Source organism: Massilia sp. W12 (genome assembly GCF_037300705.1).
Lineage (GTDB): Bacteria > Pseudomonadota > Gammaproteobacteria > Burkholderiales > Burkholderiaceae_D > JACPVY01.
Genome location: NZ_CP147776.1, coordinates 4,413,115 through 4,433,524 on the forward strand (window position 1 = coordinate 4,413,115; position 20,410 = coordinate 4,433,524).

Below are 20,410 nucleotides of genomic sequence, written 5' to 3' on the forward strand. Positions count from 1 at the left end.
GCAAGCCTTCTTCTTGCGGCTTGTGCCGGCGAAACGCAAGATCAGTGTCAGTTAGCCCCCGTCTTTTCTGCATGGACACACAGCAAAGCGTACAGCGCGCAAGCGTGGTGCGGGGTGGCGCTGACAGGCCGGGTTTTGCCCGTTCATCCACCATGCACACACAAAAGCTATGAAAAAAATCGCACTGGCCATTGCCGCATGCGCACTGCTCTGCAACGCCGCCCAGGCGGCAGACAATCTGCAAGGCTCGACCTCGGCAATCTTCACCAATCCCAGCGCTGGCGAGCACGATGGCGTTGGCTCCCGCACCTTCACCTGGGGCAATCCGGCGCAAGCCGATGACAGCGCCAACCGCCTGAGCTTTCGCGGCAACGCTTTCAGCACCCTGCTCGACACGCCTTTCAAATTGGGCACACTGAGCTATTTCAATGGTTCCACCACACGCGGCAGCAATCCGGACGCAGTCGATCTGCGCGCCACCTTGCAATTCTCCGACCCGGCCATGCCGCTGCTGACGGCGGCCTTCAAGCTGGGTTTGAACAACACCAATAACACGCGCGATGCGCAAGCCAGCGCTGACTATCTGAGCCTGGGCAGCCTGGATTCAGACCAGACGTTCAGCCTGAATGGCGTGAGCTACCGCTTGCATATTGAGGGCTTCCGCAATGTCAGCGGCGGCGGTTATCTGAGCGCCTCGGGACGTGAGTTTCATGTGATGGAAGACCGCCGCGCGCGCGCCGATCTGTACGCCAGCGTGAGCGCGGTGGTGCCGGAAGCGCAAACCTGGGGCATGCTGCTGGCCGGTTTGGGCGGCCTGGGCTTGCTGGCGCGCCGCCGTCAGCCGCAATAATTCTCCCGCGACTTGTCCCCTGCCCCGCTGGCCAGGCGCCTGCCGGGGTCAGGAAATCATAGCGAAAATTCAGCCGGCTTTGCGGCCTCGCAAAGTCCGCCAGACGCCCGGCTATGGCGCGTCTGGCCTCAGTCCCAGGCTGTCCAGCAATTGCCCGCCCAAGGCCAGTTGGCGCATATGCGCCAGTGTGAATTTATGTTCATGCTCAATGCGGCGCTGCTGCAAACTGTAATAAGCCTCATGCGTTTGGATGATTTGCTGCAGATTGCGCCGCCCGGCCTCAAATTGCACCGCACTGGCGCGCACGATCTGGGTCATTTTGTCTTCCTGCTCGCGCAAATTGCGCAGCACGCGCTGCAGATTCGCCAGACGCGGGCGCAGCGCTTCAAATTCCGCCAGCGCGCTCAATTCGGCGCGGCTGACTTCAGCTTGCGCCTGACGGGCGCGCGCCGCCGTTTCATCGCGCCGCGCCAGCACTTCGCCGCCCAGCGGCCACTCCCAACTCAGACTGACTGACCAGCCATGCTGCTGCTCAGTGGAGGGTGGCGGCGAAGTCTGGTTGTGCAATTGACGGCGCAATTGCAAATCCACCTTCGGCGCCAGCGTGGCGGCCAGATTGCGCTGGCGCAAGCTGGCGGCGCTGGCGCGCGCTTGCGCCGCCTGCACGCTGGCGTTGCTGGCGATGCCGCTCAGCGTGACGGGCGCCAGGCTGAAGGCGGCCACCTCTTCGCGCAACTCGCCGCCGGCCAGGAGGCGCAGTTTGATCAGCGCGCTGTGGTAGTCCGCATCCAGCGAATCCAGCGTCAATTCCGCTTCCAGTTTGGCGTTTTGCACTTGTCCCCAATCGAGTTCAGCCAGTTTGCCGGCTTCGCGCTGCTGCCCGGCTTGCGCCGCCAGTTCTGTCACGGATTGCAAACGCTGTGCGGCGCAGCGGCGCAGCTGCTGCAAGCGCAAGACATCGAAATAGGCTTCGGCCAGGCGCTCGGCGGCTTCTTCCTGCGCGCGCAGCAGCTCGGCTTGGGCGGCGATGATTTCCGCATCCGCCGCCTGCATTTCCGCATAATCGGCCCCGCCCTGGTACAAATTCCAGCGCAAATTCGCTTCGCTCTGGCGGGTTTTGCGCTCCACGCTCAAGCGCCCATCGCGGTCGCTGCTGTCGCCATGCACGCTCTGCAAACCGAAGCTGGGCCACATGCGCGAACGGCTTTGGCGATAGCGCGCCTGCACTGCTTCGAGCATGGCTTGCGCGCTGCGCACTTGCGGGTCCTGCGGCAGCGCGCGCGCCGCCAGCGCAGTCCAGGCCGGCGCGCGCAGGGCGGCGCCGGATTGCATATGCTGCCGGGTATTCGATTCATCCGGAGCGGCGGCAGGCGCCGGCGCGCTGATGCTGCGCGTCAATTTCAAGTCCGTCCCGGCCTGCGCAGACAGTGCGCCGCCGAGCAGACTGAGCCAGAACAAAGTATGCGCTGCGCTTGGCATCAACGCTCCTGCAGTGAAGATTGCAAACCGCGCAAAATCGGTTTGATCAGGTATTGCATGACCGTCCTTTTACCCGTCAAAATCGCGACCTCCACCGGCATACCCGGTGTGATCGGCAAAGTCTGCCCCTTGCTCTGGAGCTGCCTGGCGTCACAACTCAGCTGAACTTCAAAATAAGCTTCGCCGCGCTCATCAGCAAGCGCATCGGCGCCGACGCGCAGCACTTGCGCCGCCAGCCGGCCATAGGTGGCGGCGTCATACGCCAGCACATTCGCCGAGGCGCTTTGGCCAACCCGGATAAAACCGATATCCGCAGGCTTGACGCGCACCGTGATCAGGAGCGCGCTTTCGGCCGGCACGATTTCCAATATGGTTTTGCCGGGCGCCGCCACGCCGCCGATGGTGGGGGTCAGTATGCGGTTGATCACGCCATCCAGCGGTGCGCTGATATCGCGCCGCGTCACAATATCCTGCTGCCCTTTGATGGTGCTGGCCAGAGCGTTGACCTTGGTTTCATATTCGCTGCGTTGCGCGCCCCATTGCGCGCGCATCCGGGCGCGCGCTTCGGCGGCTGCGGCTTGCGCTTCGGCCAGTCCGGCGGACAGGCGCGGCAGCGAATTTTTCAAGCCGTCCAGCTCGCTTTGCTGTTGCAAAAGACGTTGTTGCGCATTCAGATAATCCATGCGCGCGCCGGCCCCCTGCTTGTACAAGCGCTCTTCAATCGCCAGGCTTTCGCTGCCGAGTTTGACGCTGTGTTCCAGCTGGGCGATGCGCTTTCTGGCTTCCTCCAACTCGCCCCGGCGCCGTTCCACGCCTTCGCGCCCGGCCTGCATGGCGGCCTCGTATTCGCGCTTGGCGTCTTGCCATAATTGTTGCTCTTTGGCGATCAAGTCCGGCGCGGCGGTGCGCCACGCGGGGTCAAATCGCGGCTGGCTTTCATTCAGCAAGGCATCCAGCCGCGCACGCCCGGCCAGGGCGGCGTAACGGTTATGCTGACTGGCCCCGAGATTGGCGTCATATTGCGCCGTATCGAGCCGCAACAGCAATTCGCCACGACGCACAAACTGTCCCGCCGCGACGCGCAATTCGCGCACAATACCGCCCTCCAGACTTTGCACTTCCTGCAGGCGCGAAGGCGGGGTGACGCTGCCGCGCCCATTCACCGAAACATCCAGCTCGGCCAGCATGGCCCACAGCAACAGCGCGGATAACATGAGTGTCATGCTGGCGATCATCCAGCGGATCAGGCGGCGCGGTTCACGCTCCGGGTCCGGGTCGTAATCCGGCATAGCAAGCTTGGCGCGGCTCATGATGCGCCTCCCTGATTGTTTTGATTCGGGGCCGCCGCCAGCGCGCGCAACACCTCATCGCGCGGGCCATCCGCCACGATGCGGCCACGCTCAAACACCAGCAGGCGATCGACTAAACCCAGCATCGCCATACGGTGTGTCACCAGAATGATGGTTGTGTCACGCAAACTGCGCAAACGTTGGATCAGTTTTTGTTCTGTGCCGGGGTCAAACATACTGCTTGGCTCGTCGAGCAGCAGAATCGGCGGCTTGGCCAGCAGCGCGCGCGCAATCGCCACCGCCTGCCGCTGCCCGCCGGAAAGGCGTTCGCCGCGCTCGCCGACATGCGTCGCCACGCCCTGCGGCAATTGCTGAATGATCTCATCCAGACAGGCCAGGCGGATCGCTTCCAGCAAATCGCGGTCGTCTTCCTTGCTGCGGCCAAGTTCAATGTTTTCGCGCAAACTGCCATAAAACAGGGTCACATCCTGCGGCACATAGCCGATCTGGCGGCGCAAGCTGAGCGGATCGAGCTGGGTGCTTGGCAAATCATCAAACAATACGCTGCCGCCTGCCGGGCTGTATTGATTCAAGAGCAGGCGCAAAATCGTGCTTTTGCCGGAACCGAGTTTGCCGATCACGCCAATCCGCTCGCCCGGTTTGATCTGCAAATTCAGCTTGTCCAGCAACAGCGGCGCTTGCGGATAGGCGAAGCTGACTTCGCGCAATTCGATGCGTCCCGATAAGGGCGGCGCTTGCAAGCTGGCGTGCTCGTCGTCGGTCTCGGCTTGCATGATTTGATTCAAGGCGCTGTAAGACAGCTTGGTTTGCTCCCAGCGCATAATCAGGCCGGCAATCTGGCTGATCGGCGCCAGCGCGCGTCCGGTCAGCATGCTGACGGCGATCACCTGTCCCAGCGTCAAGAGTTTTTCCCCCATCATGAGCGCGCCGAGCGCCACCACGGCGGTGCCGGTCAAGGCCATGATGGCGGCGTTGATATAGTTGACGCGGCTGACCAGTTCGCGCGTTTCGACGCTGTTGGCGGCGATCGCCATGGTCAGGTTTTCCCATTTGCGCCGGCTCCAGGCTTCTGCGCCCTGCAGCTTGATGACGTCCAGCCCGTTCATGCTTTCAAACAAATGCGCGGTGCGCTGCCCGCTTTCCTGCATGGATGAGGCGACATGGCGCGCCAAGGGTTTTTTGGCCAGCAAGGCCACCAGCAAGATGAGCGGCATGGCCAGCAGCGGCACGACGGCCAGCCAACCGCCGACCAGCGCGATGACGCCCAGAAACAGCAACAGAAAAGGCAAATCGCCAAGCGCGGTCAGGGTGCTGGAGGCAAAAAACTCGCGCACGGTTTCAAAGTCGCGCACGGTATTGGCCAGCGCGCCGCCGGAGGCGGGCCGGGTGGCCGCGCGCAGCCGCAGGCATTGCGCAAAAATACTGGAGGATAATGCGACATCCATGCGGCGCGATGCGGTTTCGACTAATTGACTGCGCAAGATCCGCATCACCAGCTCAAACACCGAGAGCAGCACGGCGGCAATCGTCAGCACCGCCAGACTGGCGGTTGCGTTATTCGGAATCACGCGGTCATACACCGCCATGGCGTAAAACGGCAGCAGCGCGCCAAAGATATTCAAGACCAGCGTGGCCAGCAAGGCCCAGCGTAAAATCCAGCGATTGCGCGCAAACACATCAAAAAACCAGCGCCCGCTTTGCGGCAGGGTATATAAGAGGCTGCGCTGATCGAAAAACATTTTGGGACGCACCGCCAGCCAGCGCGCGCCTGGAATTTGCGCCTCGATTTGCGCCGCATCCAGCCAGCTGCAACCCTCAATGCCGGGAATATGGCATTCATAGCGGCCCGCCTGCAGCGCGAGCACCACCAGGGCCTGGCCGCCGGCGTTGAGTAAGAGGCAGGGCATTTCGGTGGCGCGGCGCGGCTGGCCGGACGGCAGTTCTGTGCCGCTCAAGCCGGTCTGGGCTAAGATTTGCGGCAAGGCGGCGGCGCTGCCCTCGCCATACGCCGCCAGATTGGCGCGCAGACCTTCCGCATCCGGCGTGACGCCGAGAAAACGCGCCAAAAACATCACGGCGCCATGCAGCGCGTCTGCAGACGCAAGCCCGTCTTGGGTCATTGGCATGATTCGGTTTCCAATTTGATCCAGGCGGCAAGCCGCGCCAGCCTGGCAGGCAGACATTTCAAAGTTTTATTGTGCCATGCGCGCGCAGTGCGTGGAAAAAATGGTGCGGCCTGTCCGCCGCCATCCGTCTGCGGCATGACGCAAGATGAAAAAACGCCAGCGCCGCAAACGGCGCTGGCGTTTTATGCTTGCAACAGCAATTACGCGCGTTTTTTACGGCGCGCCATGAAAGCCAGCAGACCCAGACCGGCGGCCATCATGCCGTAGGTTTCCGGTTCCGGCACAGCCGCCACGGTCAGCATTTTTTGCGATTTCAAGACATCGCTGGTCAGGCTGGTGTAGCGATAGGTGTTGTTGATCACGCCATTGCCCAGGGCGGTGGCCAGCATCGCGTTCGCATCCGCCACCACGGCGTTGCTCAGGCTGTTAAAACGCAGATCGCCGCTCAGCAGATTGCCGTTATCGTTGTTCAATTCCCACAAAGCCAGCTGGAATGCTTTCGCCTTCGGCGCCGGATTGTTCAGATTGCTGCCGATCACGCTGCTGTAGTGGCCTTCATACAAACGCTTGATGGCGTCGCTGGCGTTAAAGCTGGCGCTGCTGTAGTGGTTGGAGGAACCGCTGAAGGCCACTTTCGGCTCCAGGCAGAAGGCATAGAAATTGAAATTGCCAAAATTGACTTCCCATACGCCCGGCGTCACGCTGTTGCCGCCAAAACCACCGCCGGCAGCGGTGAATTGCGGGCCGCCGTGCAATACGGCGGAGAGGTTGGTGGCGGCGCTGGCGCTGAAGCTGGTCAACGCCAGTGCGGCGGCGATCACGGTGGTGCGCAATGCGGTTTTATTGAAGGTTTTCATATTGTCTTTTCTTGGAAAATTAAAACAGGGTGCTCGTACTGCCATCATGCATGCGCCGGCATGGCTTCGGCTTGCGCCAGCACGCGGCGCAGCGCTTCCGCCGCATCGCATGAAACCTGGACTTGCTCCAATACCGCCTGAGCCTGCAACGGGGCCGCAGCCTGGCCCACCAACGCATCCAAGGCATAGTCGTCGCGCAGCAACTCGGCCATATTCGGCAGGCTGACGCCGGCCTTGGCCGCGTCTTGCGCATCAACATTGAAATACACGTCAGTCATATCGACCGACTGACCATTGCTGAGGGTGGCGCTGCTGCGCTCCAGATGCAAATTGTTGTTGGCGTCGAGGAAGGGCAGTTCCTTGAATTGCACCATCAGGCTGGCCACGCCGGCCTCATCCAGACCCAGCAATTCGCCAGCATCGGTCACGCCATTGCTGTTGGCGTCGCGCCAGATGCGCAATTCGGCAAAGCGTTCATCTTGCGCATTGACCTGGCCGTCGCCGTTGGAGTCAAAGCTGGCCAGCTTGGCAAAGCCGGCGCCTTTTTCCACGCCGCCAAACAATTCGCTGATATTGTCGATGCGGCCATTTTGATTGTTATCAATCGCCAGCAAGCCGTCATTGCCGGAAACCCAGCCGGATTGAATCGCTTCGCCATTGCCCAGCAGATCAAAGCTGCCCTGGAAATCAGCGCGCGCAATCGTCTTCACGCCGTCGCCGTTCAGGTCGATCACGATCGGGGTGATGGTGGCGTCCCAGCTCATATCGCTTTCGCCGGATTCGAGGAAGGTGACATCGGTATTCGTCACATTCGCTTTGGATACGCCATCGCCATTCACGTCGGAGTCGATCTGGTCGTTATTGCCGACGTTCTTCACGCCCCACTTCCAGTTATTCATGTTGACGCCGGCAAAAATGACATTGGTTTTGTCAAATTTGAGGTAGTACGCGCCCGGCGTGATATTGCCGAAGTAGTAGTTGCCGTTGCAATTGGTGTAGGTGGTGGCCAGCAATTGGTGGCTGGCGCTGTACAGCATGACTTTGACGCCGCCGATCCCTTCTTCATTGTAGTCTTGCACGCCGTCGTGGTCGCGGTCGCGCCACACTTTGTCGCCAATGCAGGCGGTGCGGAACAGGCCGGCGTCCAGGCTCAGATTGTTTTCACCATAATTCAGGCGCACCAGCTGAGTGCGGCCATAGCCATCCACATCGGAGTCCAGCGCATCATTGCCGACATCGCGACGCGTGAAATACCAATTGCACGGCTGCACCACTTCCACGCGGTAATCGCCGGCGTTCAGATTGCTGAACAGATATTTGCCGTCTTTATTGGTGACGGTGGTGGCGATTACTTGGTTGTAAGCATTCAGCAAGCGCACGGTGACACCGCTCAGGCCGCGCTCACCCGCTTCCTGCACGCCATTGGCGTTTTTGTCTTCCCACACAAAGTCGCCCAGGCTGGCCTTGGAGTACAAACCGGCATCGACATTGTTATTCACCTGGCCCGGGGCCAGCGTGATCAGGGTGGTGTTGCCGGCGGCGTCGATATCGCTGTCATTCGCCTCATTCCCGCCCACGTCTTTACTGGTGACGTAGTAACCGCTGGGGGCTTTCACCGAGACATAATATTTGCCGGCGGCGACATCAAAACCATACATGCCGTTGGCGTCGGTGGTAGTGCTGGCGACCACGGCGCCGGCTGTGTTTTTCAGCTGCACGGTGACGCCGGCAATTCCGGCTTCGCCCTGGTCTTGCAGACCATTGCCATTGGCGTCAAACCAGACACGGTCGCCAATATGCGCATTCAAAGCTTGCAAACCCATATCCAGGCTCAGATTGCTTTCGCCGGAAGCCAGGGTCACTTGCGCGGTCTTGCCATCTGTCGGATTGGCGTCGGAATCAGCCGCATCATTGCCGCCGGCATCGCGCGCGGTGATGGCGTAGCCCGCAGGCAGGCTGTTTTTGTCAAATTGCACGCTGTACGTGCCGGGTTTCAGATTGGCGAACAGATAGTTGCCATTGGCGTCGGTGCTGGTCACCATGCCGGTGGCCGCGCCATTGGCGTCGAGCAGGCTGACTTTGACGCCGGCCACGCCGCCTTCGCCGGCATCCTGCACGCCATTTTTATTGTGATCAAACCAGACGCGATCGCCCAATTGCGCGGTTTTGTACAAGCCGCCGTCAATCGTGCGGTCAGTCGCGCCGGGGGCCAGGGTGATCAAGCCGCTGTTGCCGTTGGCGTCAAAATTGCTGTCGCGCGCACTGTCGCCGCCCTGGTTTTGCGCGCTCACGCTGTAGCCGGACGGGGTTTGCATAGACACCGTATAGGCGCCCGGATTGACATCAAACTGATACGCGCCGGCGGCGTCGGTGGTGGCGCTGGCCACCACATTGCCTTGCGCATCTTTGAGCTGCATCACCACGCCGGCGATTCCGCTTTCATCCGCGTCTTGCACGCCATTCGCGTTTTTATCGTGCCAGACAAAATCGCCCAGATGGGCCGGCGGCACATTAAAAGTCAGATAGTTGGGGCTGAGGCTGAGGTCGCTGGCGTTGCAACCATCCGTGCCGCCCGCATCGCGCACTTTGAAGCCGACAGCGAAATTGCCGGCCACATTTTGATCCGGCACAAACGCCAGATGACCGGCGCGAATGTCAGCGATGGCGATTTCAGCGCCGGCGGCCAGCGCCACGCCATTTAATTGCAGGCTGCCGGCCGGCGGCAGGCTGGTGATCACGACGGATTGGAAAGCATGCTGCTCAACATCGTCATGGAAACCGAAATCGGCTTCGCTCAAAACCACGCTATTGCCATTCAACAGATCAAAAGATTTGTCCGCAGCGGCCGGGGCATCATTCACCGGATCAATAATCACTTGCAAATCCAGGGTGATGGCGTCGCCGTCGCCCAGATTCACCACCAATTCGAGCGTGCTGAAAGAACCATACCAGTTGGCGGCCCAGGCGCCCGGACGCACATACACATTTTGCCCATCCAGCAGGCCGAACAAGGGAGTATTGCCTTCGCTTTCATCACCGTTAGGCAGCAGCACCGCCATGCCTTCGATGTTCAAATCACCCACCCCGGTGTAACCAGCCTGGGTCAGCAAATCACGGATATTGAAGTTGCGTTCTGTATCTTCACAGACATGCACCGCAGTGGAAAGATTGATAGTAGACAAGCTGGCTCCTGATGAAAAAACGGCACAAACACAAGCTTCTTCGCACGCTGGCAAAGTGGTGTATGGCAAAAAATGGAAATTAGGTTTGGGCACAAGCCCGAATCCGGGGGTAAGGCTGGGGATGCGGCAGAAAGTGCGTCAGTTATCTGCTCAAACATCCATCCGCACTTGGCACAAGCAAGTCCGGTCAAATCTGAAACTGCGCTTACATTTCAAAGCTGCCGCGATTATAGCAAAAGTTATCCCACGAGCAATCCAGTTGTTTTAAAGCAAGCGCTCTAAAATCTTACACCCCCTCTCAAACCCACAAAAACAGCCTCAGAATGGCAAAACGCAAAACAAAGTGTGTCGCGCCAAAATTTTAAAAAAACGCTCCAAACCCGTTTAATCGCAAAAAAAGCAAGTTCGTATTTTCCACAGTACGACAGGCACTGAAAATCCTGTTCATTAAGCTTGTGGATATGTTTTCAATTATACAAACAAATTAATTTTAAAACAATCATTCAGATTTACCGTTACCCCTCATCACGCCGCCCACACTCCCCGCACACAGCCAGCAAAAATACCATCTGCAAATAGATTAATCACATGAAAAGTCAATCCGCAGCGCAAACTGCTGCCCCCGGCCCGGCCTCAAACGGCGCGCCGCACAGTGTTCATGCAAGCAGGAAGTGGAGTGCCTAAAGCACAGCGGGACGGCAATCAGGGGCCAGACCGGCCCCTTTCACTTGCGCCAAGATCAGCGCGCGCCAGGACAGGCAATGCGCTGCATGGGAAATTCCATGCTGCGCGGCTTGCCGTTACGCACACCGGAAATGCGCGCCAACAGCTTGTCGCCGGGCTGCGCCTGATAGCTGATTTTTTGCGGGAAATCATGCTGCGGATTTTCAAACACCAGTTCAGGCCCGCTGCCGCTTTGCACAAAGCTGGCAGCCGGCTGTCCTGAGGGTTGCGCGGTAAACACCAGCCGCCCCTTCTCATCCTGATGTATGCGCATGAATTCATATTCCACGGTTTTGCCCTGACGCACCGTGCGCGCCATGCCCAGCATGCTGCCGCCGGCGGGCGGCATCCAATATTCATATGAGCCGTCTTCCCTGCCCTCCTGCCGCCAGCAGCCGCTCAACCAGGCCGCATCGCGCCACGCCTGCTCGCGCGCCACAGGCGGCGCCTCTTGCGCACCCGCTGCCGCTGCTGCAAAAAACAGCAAACCCATCCATGCCCGCATTCTTTTCTCCTTCCGGCACATGCCGGCAAACCATTCTAACAGCCTGCGCCCGGCCCTTGGCGCAAGCCGGCAATGATGCATTTTTCTGCATCGCCGCCGCCCCCGCCCCTACGCAAACATGACTTGCATTGTGCACAAAATTCTTTCCGTATATTGCAAATATATTTAAATGCTTCTACAATGCAATACATGGACAGCCTACATCGCAGCGACAAGGGCCAGCGCCGGCAGTCCCTTCAACCTCACAAGATATTCAGGAGAACAATATGAGCCAGCAAGCAAGCTTCCCGTGGCGCGGCGTCTATCCGGCGGTGACCACCAAATTCAAGGAAAACGAAGATCTGGATTTTGCAGAAATGGAAAAACATTTCGCTTTTCAGATCGACAACGGGGTGCACGGCCTGATCACCGGCGGCTCGCTGGGCGAGGCTTCCACCCTGTCGCTGGAAGAGCGGCTGGACGTGGCGCGCACCGCGCTGAATGTGGCCGACCGCCGTGTGCCGGTGCTGGCCAATGTCTCGGACACGCGCAGCCGTGACGCCATCCGCTTTGTTGAGCAAGCCGCCAAGATGGGCGTGCAAGGCTTTATGGTGATGCCTTCCGTGCTGTACGCCGCCGATGCGCGTGAAGCCAAAGAAAATCTGCGCGATATCGCGCGCGCCGGGCAAAAACCGGTGATGGTGTATAACAATCCGGTCAGCTACAAAGTGGATTTGACGCCGGCTGATTTTGCCGAACTGGCAGACTGCGAATTGCTGGTGGCGATCAAAGAATCCACCGACAATGTGCGCCGCGTGACAGACCTGCGGAATGCAGTCGGCGCCCGCTATCAAATCTTCATGGGGGTGGATGATTTGAGCTATGAAGGTCTGGCCGTGGGCGCGGATGGTCTGGTGGCCGGCTTGTGCGTCGCCTTCCCGCAGGAAACCGTGGCACTGTGGGACTTGATGCAAGCCAAACAATATGATGCCGCGCTGAAACTGTATCAATGGTTCATGCCGCTGATGCATCTGGATGTCTCGACCAAGCTGGTGCAAAACCTGAAACTGGTGGAAGCGCTGGTCGGCGTGGGTAATGAAAATGTGCGCCGCCCGCGCCAGCCGCTGGTCGGGGCCGAACGTGAAAAAGTGATTGGCGTGGTGCGCAATGCGCTGGCCAATCGTCCGAATCTGCTTGAACTGGGTTGGCGCGGCGCGCGTTAATCACAGCCAAGTGGTACTGCTGTGCCGGCGCATGCGCCGGCAGTCTCCTCGCTTTATATGGCCGGCTGCAGCAGCCCGGCCATTTTTTATTGTGCGGCGGCAAGCTGACAAGGCGCGCGCCAGCCTCAGTAAAACTTGCCATTTTTATCATACGATACCGCTATCCGCATTTGCATTATGGCAATCCGCACAATCGCAGCTGCAAACACGGTACAATGCGCGTTTGCTCCTTGCTATTCAATACAGATACGGAAACCGCTATGCCGACCGTGATGCAGCCAGCCCGCATGAGCGCCGCAGCGCGCCCCAAGATGCGCGCCGCCGATGTGGCCTATGATGTTCTGGAAAACCTGATCGTCACCTTGCAGTTAAAACCCGGGGTGCCGGTGGTGGAAGCCGAACTGATAGAAATGACGGGGCTGGGACGCACGCCTTTGCGCGAAGCCTTGATGCGCATGACCACCAATGGCTTGATCGTGCAACTCCCCCGGCGCGGCCTGATCATCAGCGATATTGAGGCCGCCGGCCATATCAGCCTGTTAGAAACGCGGCGCGTGTTGGAACGCCTCATCGCCGCCAGCGCCGCGCGGCGCGCCAGTCCGCCGCAACGGCAGGACATCTTGCGCTGCGGCGAAGAAATGGTGCAAGCCGCCACCAAACAGGAATTAGCGTTTTACATGCAAGCCGACCAGGCGCTTGACCACGCCGTGCACAGCGCCTGCCGCAATCCCTCCGCCGTGGCGGCGGTGGTGCCGCTGGTGATCAAATGCCGCCGCTTCTGGTACGCCTATCAGCATGAAGGCGACGTCGAACAGGGCGCGAGACTGCATTTGAAACTGGCGCAGTCGATTGTGGACGGCAATGAACAAGCCGCCGTGCGCGACTCTGACGCCTTAATGGATTATCTGGAATCGGTGACGCGCAAGGTGATTGAGGGGTGAGCGGTGGCGCTGGCTAAAACAGTGCAAACTGCTCAGGCGCCTCTTGTGGCGGAGCTGCAGCGCCCCCCTGAAAACATAAAATACGCTCGTATTGCTTGTCAGTGAATTGCAAAATGCTGACTTGCCCGCCAGGCGGCAAGTTGGATTGAATTTTGCCGCACAGGGTTTCCATTTGTTTTTGGCTGGCGCAAAAACGCGCGTACACAGAGAGTTGCACCATTTCAAAGCCGATATCCTGCAAAGCATGCCGAAAATCATTGGCGGCTTTGCGCTCCACTTTGCTTAGTACAGGCAGATCAAACATTACCAATAACCACATGATGCGGTAACCCGATAACATCAGCCTTGCTCCAGGCTGGCAGCCAAATCCAGCGCCAAACCGGGCAGGGGTAATTCCAATTTATCGCGCTCGGCGCAAAACACCTGCGCCAAGGAGGTCGCCAGGCGCTGTATGCACAACATCATCGGCGTCACACCTTGCGCGGTTTGCATATCGTGATAGAGGCAATTGACCAGTTTGCGCTTGAGTTCCGGCGTCAAGCCCTGCTCCAGCAAACCTTGACGCTGACACAACAACACTTGCAAATCGATCATGGGACGAAACGGCTCCATCAAATCATCCACCAACCGCATTGGATTTTGATCGTTGGAATGATGCAAGCCAATGCTGGGATGCAAACCCGCAGCCACCACAGCACGCGCAGCACAAGCACGCAGGACGGTATAGCCGTAATTCAAAGCTGCATTTTCGCCATCCCCTTCCTGATTACGCCTGAATTCTGGGCCAAACAGCATTTGCCAATATTTGCGCGCGCCCTGCGCTTCCAGATTGTCCGGATCGCCAGCCTTCACCTTACGCGCCAATTGCAGTAAAACCACATCATTTTGTCCGATCGACGCCAGCACGCAAGCTTGCTGCTGCAATTTTGCTTTTACAATTTCCGCCCATAAGCGTTTGAGCAAAGGCAAGTTTGCCTGCAGTTGCGCATCAATCCGCCCGCCTTGCAAATAATGCCCATCCAGGGACAACAACATGCCAACCGGCATGTGATTGGCTCCGCACAAGACAAACGGCGCACCACGCTCAGCCAGCGCCACCAGCAAATTATTGGTGTAAGTAAGACCGTGCGCGTGCGCAATCAAAGCGGCGATATCGTCAAGCGGGATCTGTCCCAGTAATCGCCCGTCCACTCCGCTTTCATGCACTTGCATGAAGCCACGCGACAAGGACAGATGACGCCTGTCATCAGCAACTTCGACAATGCGCCCGCAACTCATGCGCGCCACCCGGGATCATGCAAGCGCCCGGCAGGACTGATGGTGCAGCGGCGGGCTTGGGCTTTTTGCAGGGAACCGGGCATCTTTGAAACGTAGGAAAAAGGATCGCTTTTATCAGCATCCCGTGCATCCACATTCGCCTCTTGATGTGGCGCCATATAAATCTGCCCATTACCACGCACCGATGCGATCAACATCGTTTTTGTCACACCATCAATTTGCAGACGTAAATAATCTTTTTTTGTTAATCGCATCACCAAAGGCTTCCCGGACAAGGTCATGTTCGGATCTCGCAAACGTGCTTGCCCCTGCACCTCACCTTCCTTTCGCATTAATGCATATACTTGAAAAGTCGATATCACATCACCTTTCCAACGCCCCCTCTCGTCACACCAAATTTCAATGCAGTAATTGCTCCCGCCAACATAACCCTTATAGGGACGCGCATGCCCGTTCTCATCAATGCCATGGCGCGAAATTTGATTCGGAGCATAGATTTTGATCAACTCTTTGTTAGCCACCTGCTTAACCCTGCTTCCATCCAAACCCCAGTCATGCCGATGTGCTTGTCCTTTCGCATCCCAACCCCAGGCTTTATCTTCCAGCATTGCCCCCTGCCACCCATGATCTGGCCGCTGACTGACCCAAATTGCATGCAAGGCGCGCTCCACATGGTCTCGATATGTGGGCCAAGGGTATTCCAGCTTGTCCAACAGACGTTGCATACCTTTTTCTTTGGCGCGCGAATGCGCCTGCGCCATTTTGTTTAACAGACTGCGGTCAATCACACCGATCACCATCGCATCCAGCGCATGATGGCGGTGGTCATTGCGGTTTTTCTCCTCACTGCCTGAGAGCAATTCATTCAAACCGAATTTGCCGCGAATCATCGCCGTCATGCGCCCCGGCAAGACCCACACTTTTTGCCCCTCAGAAGGCGCATACAGACAGCACAGATATTCCCGCGCAATGCGGGACAGGTAGGCAGTATCATTCAGTGCGCGCGCCAGAAAATCATCACCCTCATGCTGCAACCATTGTTGCAAACCGTCCGGCGCAAAGCGTTTTCGCTTGGAAGCCGGCATGACTTTGGCGCGCTCCACCATATCGGCATACACGAAACCTGGCACACTGTTGGCGCCAAATGCCTCGTAGGGCGTCATTTCGCGCTTGATGCGATTTGCCCGACGCAAGGCTACCGTTTTATTCATCAAGCTATCGTCCAGGGTTTTACTGTACGGCAAGATATGTTCGATTTCGACTTCATCGCTCAGCAAGCGCTGAATGGAAATCAGCTCGCCGGTATAGGGACAGCAGCGCTGCAAAGGATTCGCCGGGTTCAATTCCTGCCATAACTGCATTTTGTGCAGCAATTCGCGCCGGCTGGCGCCATCCAGGTGGTCTGGCTGTCTTTGCAGAATAGCGCAAGCTTCCACCAGCAGAATTTGATTGCGCTTTTGCCGCGCTGCCTGTTGTTTTTGAATTTCCAGCTTTTGCTCACGGCTCTGTTTCAGTTCGCGCGCCACTTCCAACACCACTTGCGCCGGTCTGCCATAAGATTCGATTAATTCATTGACCACGACCCGCACTTGATTCAGACCGATATGCACCGTCGGATTGGCGATTTTGCCCAAACGCTCTTCCTCATTGCGCGGATTGTCACGGGCGAAGCCAATATGCCTTTGCAGCACCACTCCGTAGTATGGCAAGCGTTCAAATAACTCCCCGGTTTGCTGCCCATGCTGCAATGCGCTGTGACTGCCCAGACCGGCGGCCTCTGTGGCCGCACTGTAATCAAGATTGTTTTGCTGCATCTGCGGCAAGATGCGCAATTGCGCCTCCTGACTCAAATTGCCATAACCTTGTGGCAGGCTGCAATTGGCGATACGCTCAGCTTGTTCCGCATCAACATGACAGGCTTGCTGTAGCCAGTCAATCAAAGTCTGCGCATTGTCTTCGTCCAGTAATTTTTGCACGATCCGTTCTTGCATATCCGCAGACAAACTGAACCATGCCTGGCCAAACATCTCAGGTTTGCTCAAAGCCACGCTGCTCAAATTACCTTTCAGTTCTTTGCGCTTATCATCCTCCAGATTAAAGCGCACATCGCTGGGCAAACGCAAAGACTTGCGTATCGCATCAAAACTGATGCGCGCCTTACTTTCCAATAATTGCGCCACTGTGTTTTTTTGCGCCAGACTCAGAGGCAGGGCTTGCAATTGCGCATCCAGCAAACGCAAATTCGCCACTTCTTGCCAGATCCGAAAACGCTGGGTAGAAGGCAGCGCCAGTGGGGCACGGCGCAGATCGGGCAACAGACTGCAGCGCCCTGCTTGCACCGGTTTCAAAGGACGTTGAAAAAACAAGATGCTATATAAGGTTTCACGCACTTCCTGAGAAAACATATGTGCATCCGGCAAACCCGCATGCAAGCGCTGCTGCGCCAGCCAAAGCGCATCAAATTCGGCTTGCACCATCGCGCGGCTGGCGTAAAAGCTGAAGGCTTTTTGTTTGCCCTGTCCGCTGCTGCGCGCGCGCACATCCAGGCCGCGCTGCTGGCACCGCCACAACCAATCACCCAAAGTGTGCGGCGCATCGCCGGTATTTTCTGCCGCGTTTGCGCTTAACTCCTGTTGCAATGCCTTAATCGCACGCTTCATCAAGCCATCTTCGGCGTCTTTGGTGTCGGTTTTACGATTGCTTTGAAAGCCGCGCCGCTGATTGAGATGAAATAATGCACGCGCAAACTCCGCTGGCGATAAGGCGCGGCGCAAACCTTCGCTGCGCAATTGATAAGGGTTCAGCAATTCGAGCGCTTTGCGCTCTTCCAGATCGTCGGGGAAAAAGCCATGGCGCACCAAGGCATTGATAAATTTGGATTTACGTTGCAAGAGGCGGTCACGCCGGCGCCGCATGGCGCGGGCATTACGCCGGGTGACTGCCAAAGAAGTTCCGTCCTTGGGGTTGCGTCCATCATGAAAAATACGTGAACCTGAACGCACGATAGCGCTGACTTGATCCTGATCATTGAGCTTCAGCACAGCCCAGCCAAGCGATTGCGCACCCAAATCCAACGCCAAACGGTAACGTAAAGCCATCATCTCTCCAGACAAGACAGTTAGCAGTACAACGCATCAAATAACCGACAGAAATTCTACTCAAGGTGAGAGTAAAGTGGGAGCAAAACACACTTTTTGTTGCCATCTGGCGACAGTAAAGCAATCAATAGAAAGATGCTTGACAGGGGCTGGACGAATGCATAGACTTCAAGCCACTAACAGATTGGGATTTGTGCTCTGGACGCTAACAAGTATCCTCTGGATGCACCAAATGAAGGGCCGCTATATGCGGCCCTTGTCACGTCTCACGCCAGAAAACAGCTGCCATGCTTGAAAAAATCCGCTAAAAACATCCTCAAAACCAGCCTATGAGAGTATTTTTTCGCCACCCAAAAAGCCAAAAGCCCTTGAATAATCAAGGGCTTACTGGCGTTCTAGTTTAGCAGATTGGGATTTGTGCTCTGGCCGGAACTGCCCAGTTGCCCGCAGCAGATCAATTTCAGTTTAGCAGATTGGGATTTGTGCTCTGGCCGGAACAGCTGGTGTCATCGCGTCGCTCATTGGCGGAGTTTAGCAGATTGGGATTTGTGCTCTGGCCGGAACGGCGCTGCCGTTGTCTGTATCGACTGCGCGAGTTTAGCAGATTGGGATTTGTGCTCTGGCCGGAACCGCACAAGGATCGGTTGCAGCTGGCCTTGTAGTTTAGCAGATTGGGATTTGTGCTCTGGCCGGAACTTCAACCCGACTCGAAACGGCGCGCAGATGGAGTTTAGCAGATTGGGATTTGTGCTCTGGCCGGAACCAAGCCGCAGCGCTGGACTGTGAAGCCGCGAGTTTAGCAGATTGGGATTTGTGCTCTGGCCGGAACCGTGTACGTGGCACACCAACGTGGCGCCGGAGTTTAGCAGATTGGGATTTGTGCTCTGGCCGGAACAGCGTAGGAAAAAAATTAAATAGAGAATCAAGTTTAGCAGATTGGGATTTGTGCTCTGGCCGGAACTATGCTGACTGTCCCTCGATATTTTAATTCAGTTTAGCAGATTGGGATTTGTGCTCTGGCCGGAACATGGCGCTCTACGGGGGGCAGCAAGGCGGCAGTTTAGCAGATTGGGATTTGTGCTCTGGCCGGAACCATTGTGTCAGGCATAATGCCCGATGCATGAGTTTAGCAGATTGGGATTTGTGCTCTGGCCGGAACAGGACGGCAGCGCCAGGACGGCAGCGCCAGAGTTTAGCAGATTGGGATTTGTGCTCTGGCCGGAACTTGCATGCCAAGGACTGCGGCGCCCAGCGCAGTTTAGCAGATTGGGATTTGTGCTCTGGCCGGAACTGCCAAATACATTCTTAAAAAATCCCTGTCAGTTTAGCAGATTGGGATTTGTGCTCTGGCCGGAACTCATTTCCGAGCGCATGAAGAACTGCCCAGAGTTTAGCAGATTGGGATTTGTGCTCTGGCCGGAACACGGGCCGCTGCGCAAAGCCAGCTCAAATAAGTTTAGCAGATTGGGATTTGTGCTCTGGCCGGAACAACGCAAGCTGTGAAAGTGGTGCGTGAGCAAGTTTAGCAGATTGGGATTTGTGCTCTGGCCGGAACTAAAAGGTCTGGCAAGCGGGCGGCAAAGCCAGTTTAGCAGATTGGGATTTGTGCTCTGGCCGGAACGGGAAATATGGGACATACACGGGCCGGCGTAGTTTAGCAGATTGGGATTTGTGCTCTGGCCGGAACTGCCCGGTTCGGTAGCCAAATACGCTGCGTAGTTTAGCAGATTGGGATTTGTGCTCTGGCCGGAACATATCATGATGATACTTGAATGGCCGGACGAGTTTAGCAGATTGGGATTTGTGCTCTGGCCGGAACCGCGGCGGGGTGCGGGAATGAGCGCAAAAGAGTTTAGCAGATTGGGATTTGTGCTCTGGCCGGAACAACGAACGAAGCCGGCCAGAAAATGACGCTAGTTTAGCAGATTGGGATTTGTGCTCTGGCCGGAACAGAGTGGAACAACTCTTAAAATATCTGCTAAGTTTAGCAGATTGGGATTTGTGCTCTGGCCGGAACAGCTTTATCTCTTATAGATTCTGTCGATATAGTTTAGCAGATTGGGATTTGTGCTCTGGCCGGAACTATGTTGACTGTCCCTCGATATTTTAATTCAGTTTAGCAGATTGGGATTTGTGCTCTGGCCGGAACGTAATACTTCGTCAGCGTGGGCAGGGTCACAGTTTAGCAGATTGGGATTTGTGCTCTGGCCGGAACCCATGTATGGGTGGCGTACCGTCGGGGTTTAGTTTAGCAGATTGGGATTTGTGCTCTGGCCGGAACATCGGCGTCATAGTACTGCCGCGCCTTTTCAGTTTAGCAGATTGGGATTTGTGCTCTGGCCGGAACTCGTTTCCGAGCGCATGCAGAACTGCCCAGAGTTTAGCAGATTGGGATTTGTGCTCTGGCCGGAACCGCGGATTGCATCGGCTTCGTGCTGCGTGCAGTTTAGCAGATTGGGATTTGTGCTCTGGCCGGAACTGCGATGTGCCGCTATTGTTCACGGCTGCGAGTTTAGCAGATTGGGATTTGTGCTCTGGCCGGAACACCTTCGGCAAGATCGACTTCGCCGGCCTGAGTTTAGCAGATTGGGATTTGTGCTCTGGCCGGAACCATTCAATCCGAGCATCAAGCCCTGCTTGAAGTTTAGCAGATTGGGATTTGTGCTCTGGCCGGAACCCATGTACAAGTACTCAGTTGAAGGGCGTGAGTTTAGCAGATTGGGATTTGTGCTCTGGCCGGAACACAGGCGCACACAGACAAAAGCACCGCGCGAGTTTAGCAGATTGGGATTTGTGCTCTGGCCGGAACAAAGTATTTACGCCCGACCCCGGCTGGGCGAGTTTAGCAGATTGGGATTT

13 protein-coding genes and 1 CRISPR repeat array (1 of these 14 cut by a window edge) are annotated in these 20,410 nt (G+C 57.2%); of the genes, 4 read left to right on the plus strand and 9 right to left on the minus strand.

The features are described 5' to 3' along the window. Window positions 1-169: 169 nt before the first annotated feature. A complete protein-coding gene (locus tag V8J88_RS17795; RefSeq protein WP_338845573.1) occupies window positions 170-850 on the plus strand; it encodes a choice-of-anchor K domain-containing protein in 681 nt (226 codons plus the stop codon). Window positions 851-961: 111 nt separating this feature from the next. Here the strand turns inward: V8J88_RS17795 and V8J88_RS17800 are convergent, their stop codons facing one another. From V8J88_RS17800 to V8J88_RS17820, 5 genes are all read right to left on the minus strand, one after another. Further along, a complete protein-coding gene (locus V8J88_RS17800; RefSeq protein WP_338845574.1) occupies window positions 962-2,329 on the minus strand; it encodes a TolC family protein in 1,368 nt (455 codons plus the stop codon). Beyond that, complete coding sequence (locus tag V8J88_RS17805; RefSeq protein WP_338845575.1) at window positions 2,329-3,639, minus strand: HlyD family type I secretion periplasmic adaptor subunit; 1,311 nt, start codon at window positions 3,637-3,639, stop codon at window positions 2,329-2,331. The genes V8J88_RS17800 and V8J88_RS17805 overlap by 1 nt, the downstream gene beginning before the upstream one ends. Next, window positions 3,636-5,765: a type I secretion system permease/ATPase gene (locus V8J88_RS17810; protein WP_338845576.1), complete on the minus strand. Its 2,130-nt coding sequence runs from the start codon at window positions 5,763-5,765 to the stop codon at window positions 3,636-3,638. The genes V8J88_RS17805 and V8J88_RS17810 overlap by 4 nt, the downstream gene beginning before the upstream one ends. 200 nt (window positions 5,766-5,965) lie before the next feature. Next, window positions 5,966-6,622, minus strand: coding sequence for a PEP-CTERM sorting domain-containing protein (locus tag V8J88_RS17815; RefSeq protein ID WP_338845577.1), 657 nt, complete (start codon window positions 6,620-6,622; stop codon window positions 5,966-5,968). Window positions 6,623-6,666: 44 nt separating this feature from the next. After that, complete coding sequence (locus tag V8J88_RS17820) at window positions 6,667-9,804, minus strand: SdrD B-like domain-containing protein (protein WP_338845578.1); 3,138 nt, start codon at window positions 9,802-9,804, stop codon at window positions 6,667-6,669. Between V8J88_RS17820 and V8J88_RS17825 the strand changes: the two genes are divergently transcribed. After that, complete coding sequence (locus tag V8J88_RS17825; RefSeq protein WP_338845579.1) at window positions 9,791-10,072, plus strand: hypothetical protein; 282 nt, start codon at window positions 9,791-9,793, stop codon at window positions 10,070-10,072. The two genes, V8J88_RS17820 and V8J88_RS17825, sit on opposite strands and share 14 nt — an antisense overlap. Before the next feature lie 471 nt (window positions 10,073-10,543). Here the strand turns inward: V8J88_RS17825 and V8J88_RS17830 are convergent, their stop codons facing one another. Next, a complete protein-coding gene (locus V8J88_RS17830) occupies window positions 10,544-11,032 on the minus strand; it encodes a DUF6265 family protein (RefSeq protein ID WP_338845580.1) in 489 nt (162 codons plus the stop codon). Between the two features lie 266 nt (window positions 11,033-11,298). Here V8J88_RS17830 and V8J88_RS17835 point away from each other — a divergent pair, with 266 nt between their 5' ends. Both V8J88_RS17835 and V8J88_RS17840 read left to right on the plus strand, forming a co-directional pair. Beyond that, window positions 11,299-12,234: a dihydrodipicolinate synthase family protein gene (locus V8J88_RS17835; RefSeq protein WP_338845581.1), complete on the plus strand. Its 936-nt coding sequence runs from the start codon at window positions 11,299-11,301 to the stop codon at window positions 12,232-12,234. Between the two features lie 260 nt (window positions 12,235-12,494). Continuing rightward, window positions 12,495-13,175 (plus strand): GntR family transcriptional regulator, encoded by a 681-nt coding sequence (locus V8J88_RS17840; protein ID WP_338845582.1) that lies wholly within the window; start codon window positions 12,495-12,497, stop codon window positions 13,173-13,175. A 13-nt stretch (window positions 13,176-13,188) separates the two neighbouring features. Here V8J88_RS17840 and cas2 read toward each other — a convergent pair whose 3' ends face one another. Genes cas2 through cas9 form a run of 3 tightly spaced genes read right to left on the minus strand, consistent with a single transcriptional unit; the run spans window position 13,189 to window position 17,554 of the window. Beyond that, window positions 13,189-13,515: a CRISPR-associated endonuclease Cas2 gene (cas2, locus tag V8J88_RS17845; protein WP_338845583.1), complete on the minus strand. Its 327-nt coding sequence runs from the start codon at window positions 13,513-13,515 to the stop codon at window positions 13,189-13,191. Then, window positions 13,515-14,453 carry a type II CRISPR-associated endonuclease Cas1 gene (gene cas1 / locus V8J88_RS17850; RefSeq protein ID WP_338845584.1) on the minus strand — a complete coding sequence of 313 codons (939 nt, stop codon included), beginning with the start codon at window positions 14,451-14,453 and terminating at the stop codon, window positions 13,515-13,517. The genes cas2 and cas1 overlap by 1 nt, the downstream gene beginning before the upstream one ends. Further along, window positions 14,450-17,554 (minus strand): type II CRISPR RNA-guided endonuclease Cas9, encoded by a 3,105-nt coding sequence (gene cas9, locus V8J88_RS17855; RefSeq protein WP_338845585.1) that lies wholly within the window; start codon window positions 17,552-17,554, stop codon window positions 14,450-14,452. Before cas9 ends, cas1 begins: the two co-directional genes overlap by 4 nt. 394 nt (window positions 17,555-17,948) lie before the next feature. Next, window positions 17,949-20,410: direct repeats of the CRISPR family, unit length 36 nt; unit sequence AGTTTAGCAGATTGGGATTTGTGCTCTGGCCGGAAC; it runs 478 nt beyond the window's last position.

Excerpts from the sequence above, each read along its gene's own strand:
- V8J88_RS17815 (WP_338845577.1), bottom strand. The coding sequence starts at position 6,622 with ATGAAAACCTTCAATAAAACCGCATTGCGCACCACCGTGATCGCCGCC.
- V8J88_RS17835 (WP_338845581.1), top strand. The coding sequence starts at position 11,299 with ATGAGCCAGCAAGCAAGCTTCCCGTGGCGCGGCGTCTATCCGGCGGTG.
- cas9 (WP_338845585.1), bottom strand. The coding sequence starts at position 17,554 with ATGATGGCTTTACGTTACCGTTTGGCGTTGGATTTGGGTGCGCAATCG.
- V8J88_RS17795 (WP_338845573.1), top strand. The coding sequence starts at position 170 with ATGAAAAAAATCGCACTGGCCATTGCCGCATGCGCACTGCTCTGCAAC.
- cas2 (WP_338845583.1), bottom strand. The coding sequence starts at position 13,515 with ATGTTATCGGGTTACCGCATCATGTGGTTATTGGTAATGTTTGATCTG.
- V8J88_RS17810 (WP_338845576.1), bottom strand. The coding sequence starts at position 5,765 with ATGCCAATGACCCAAGACGGGCTTGCGTCTGCAGACGCGCTGCATGGC.
- cas1 (WP_338845584.1), bottom strand. The coding sequence starts at position 14,453 with ATGAGTTGCGGGCGCATTGTCGAAGTTGCTGATGACAGGCGTCATCTG.
- V8J88_RS17805 (WP_338845575.1), bottom strand. The coding sequence starts at position 3,639 with ATGAGCCGCGCCAAGCTTGCTATGCCGGATTACGACCCGGACCCGGAG.
- V8J88_RS17800 (WP_338845574.1), bottom strand. The coding sequence starts at position 2,329 with ATGCCAAGCGCAGCGCATACTTTGTTCTGGCTCAGTCTGCTCGGCGGC.
- V8J88_RS17840 (WP_338845582.1), top strand. The coding sequence starts at position 12,495 with ATGCCGACCGTGATGCAGCCAGCCCGCATGAGCGCCGCAGCGCGCCCC.
- V8J88_RS17830 (WP_338845580.1), bottom strand. The coding sequence starts at position 11,032 with ATGCGGGCATGGATGGGTTTGCTGTTTTTTGCAGCAGCGGCAGCGGGT.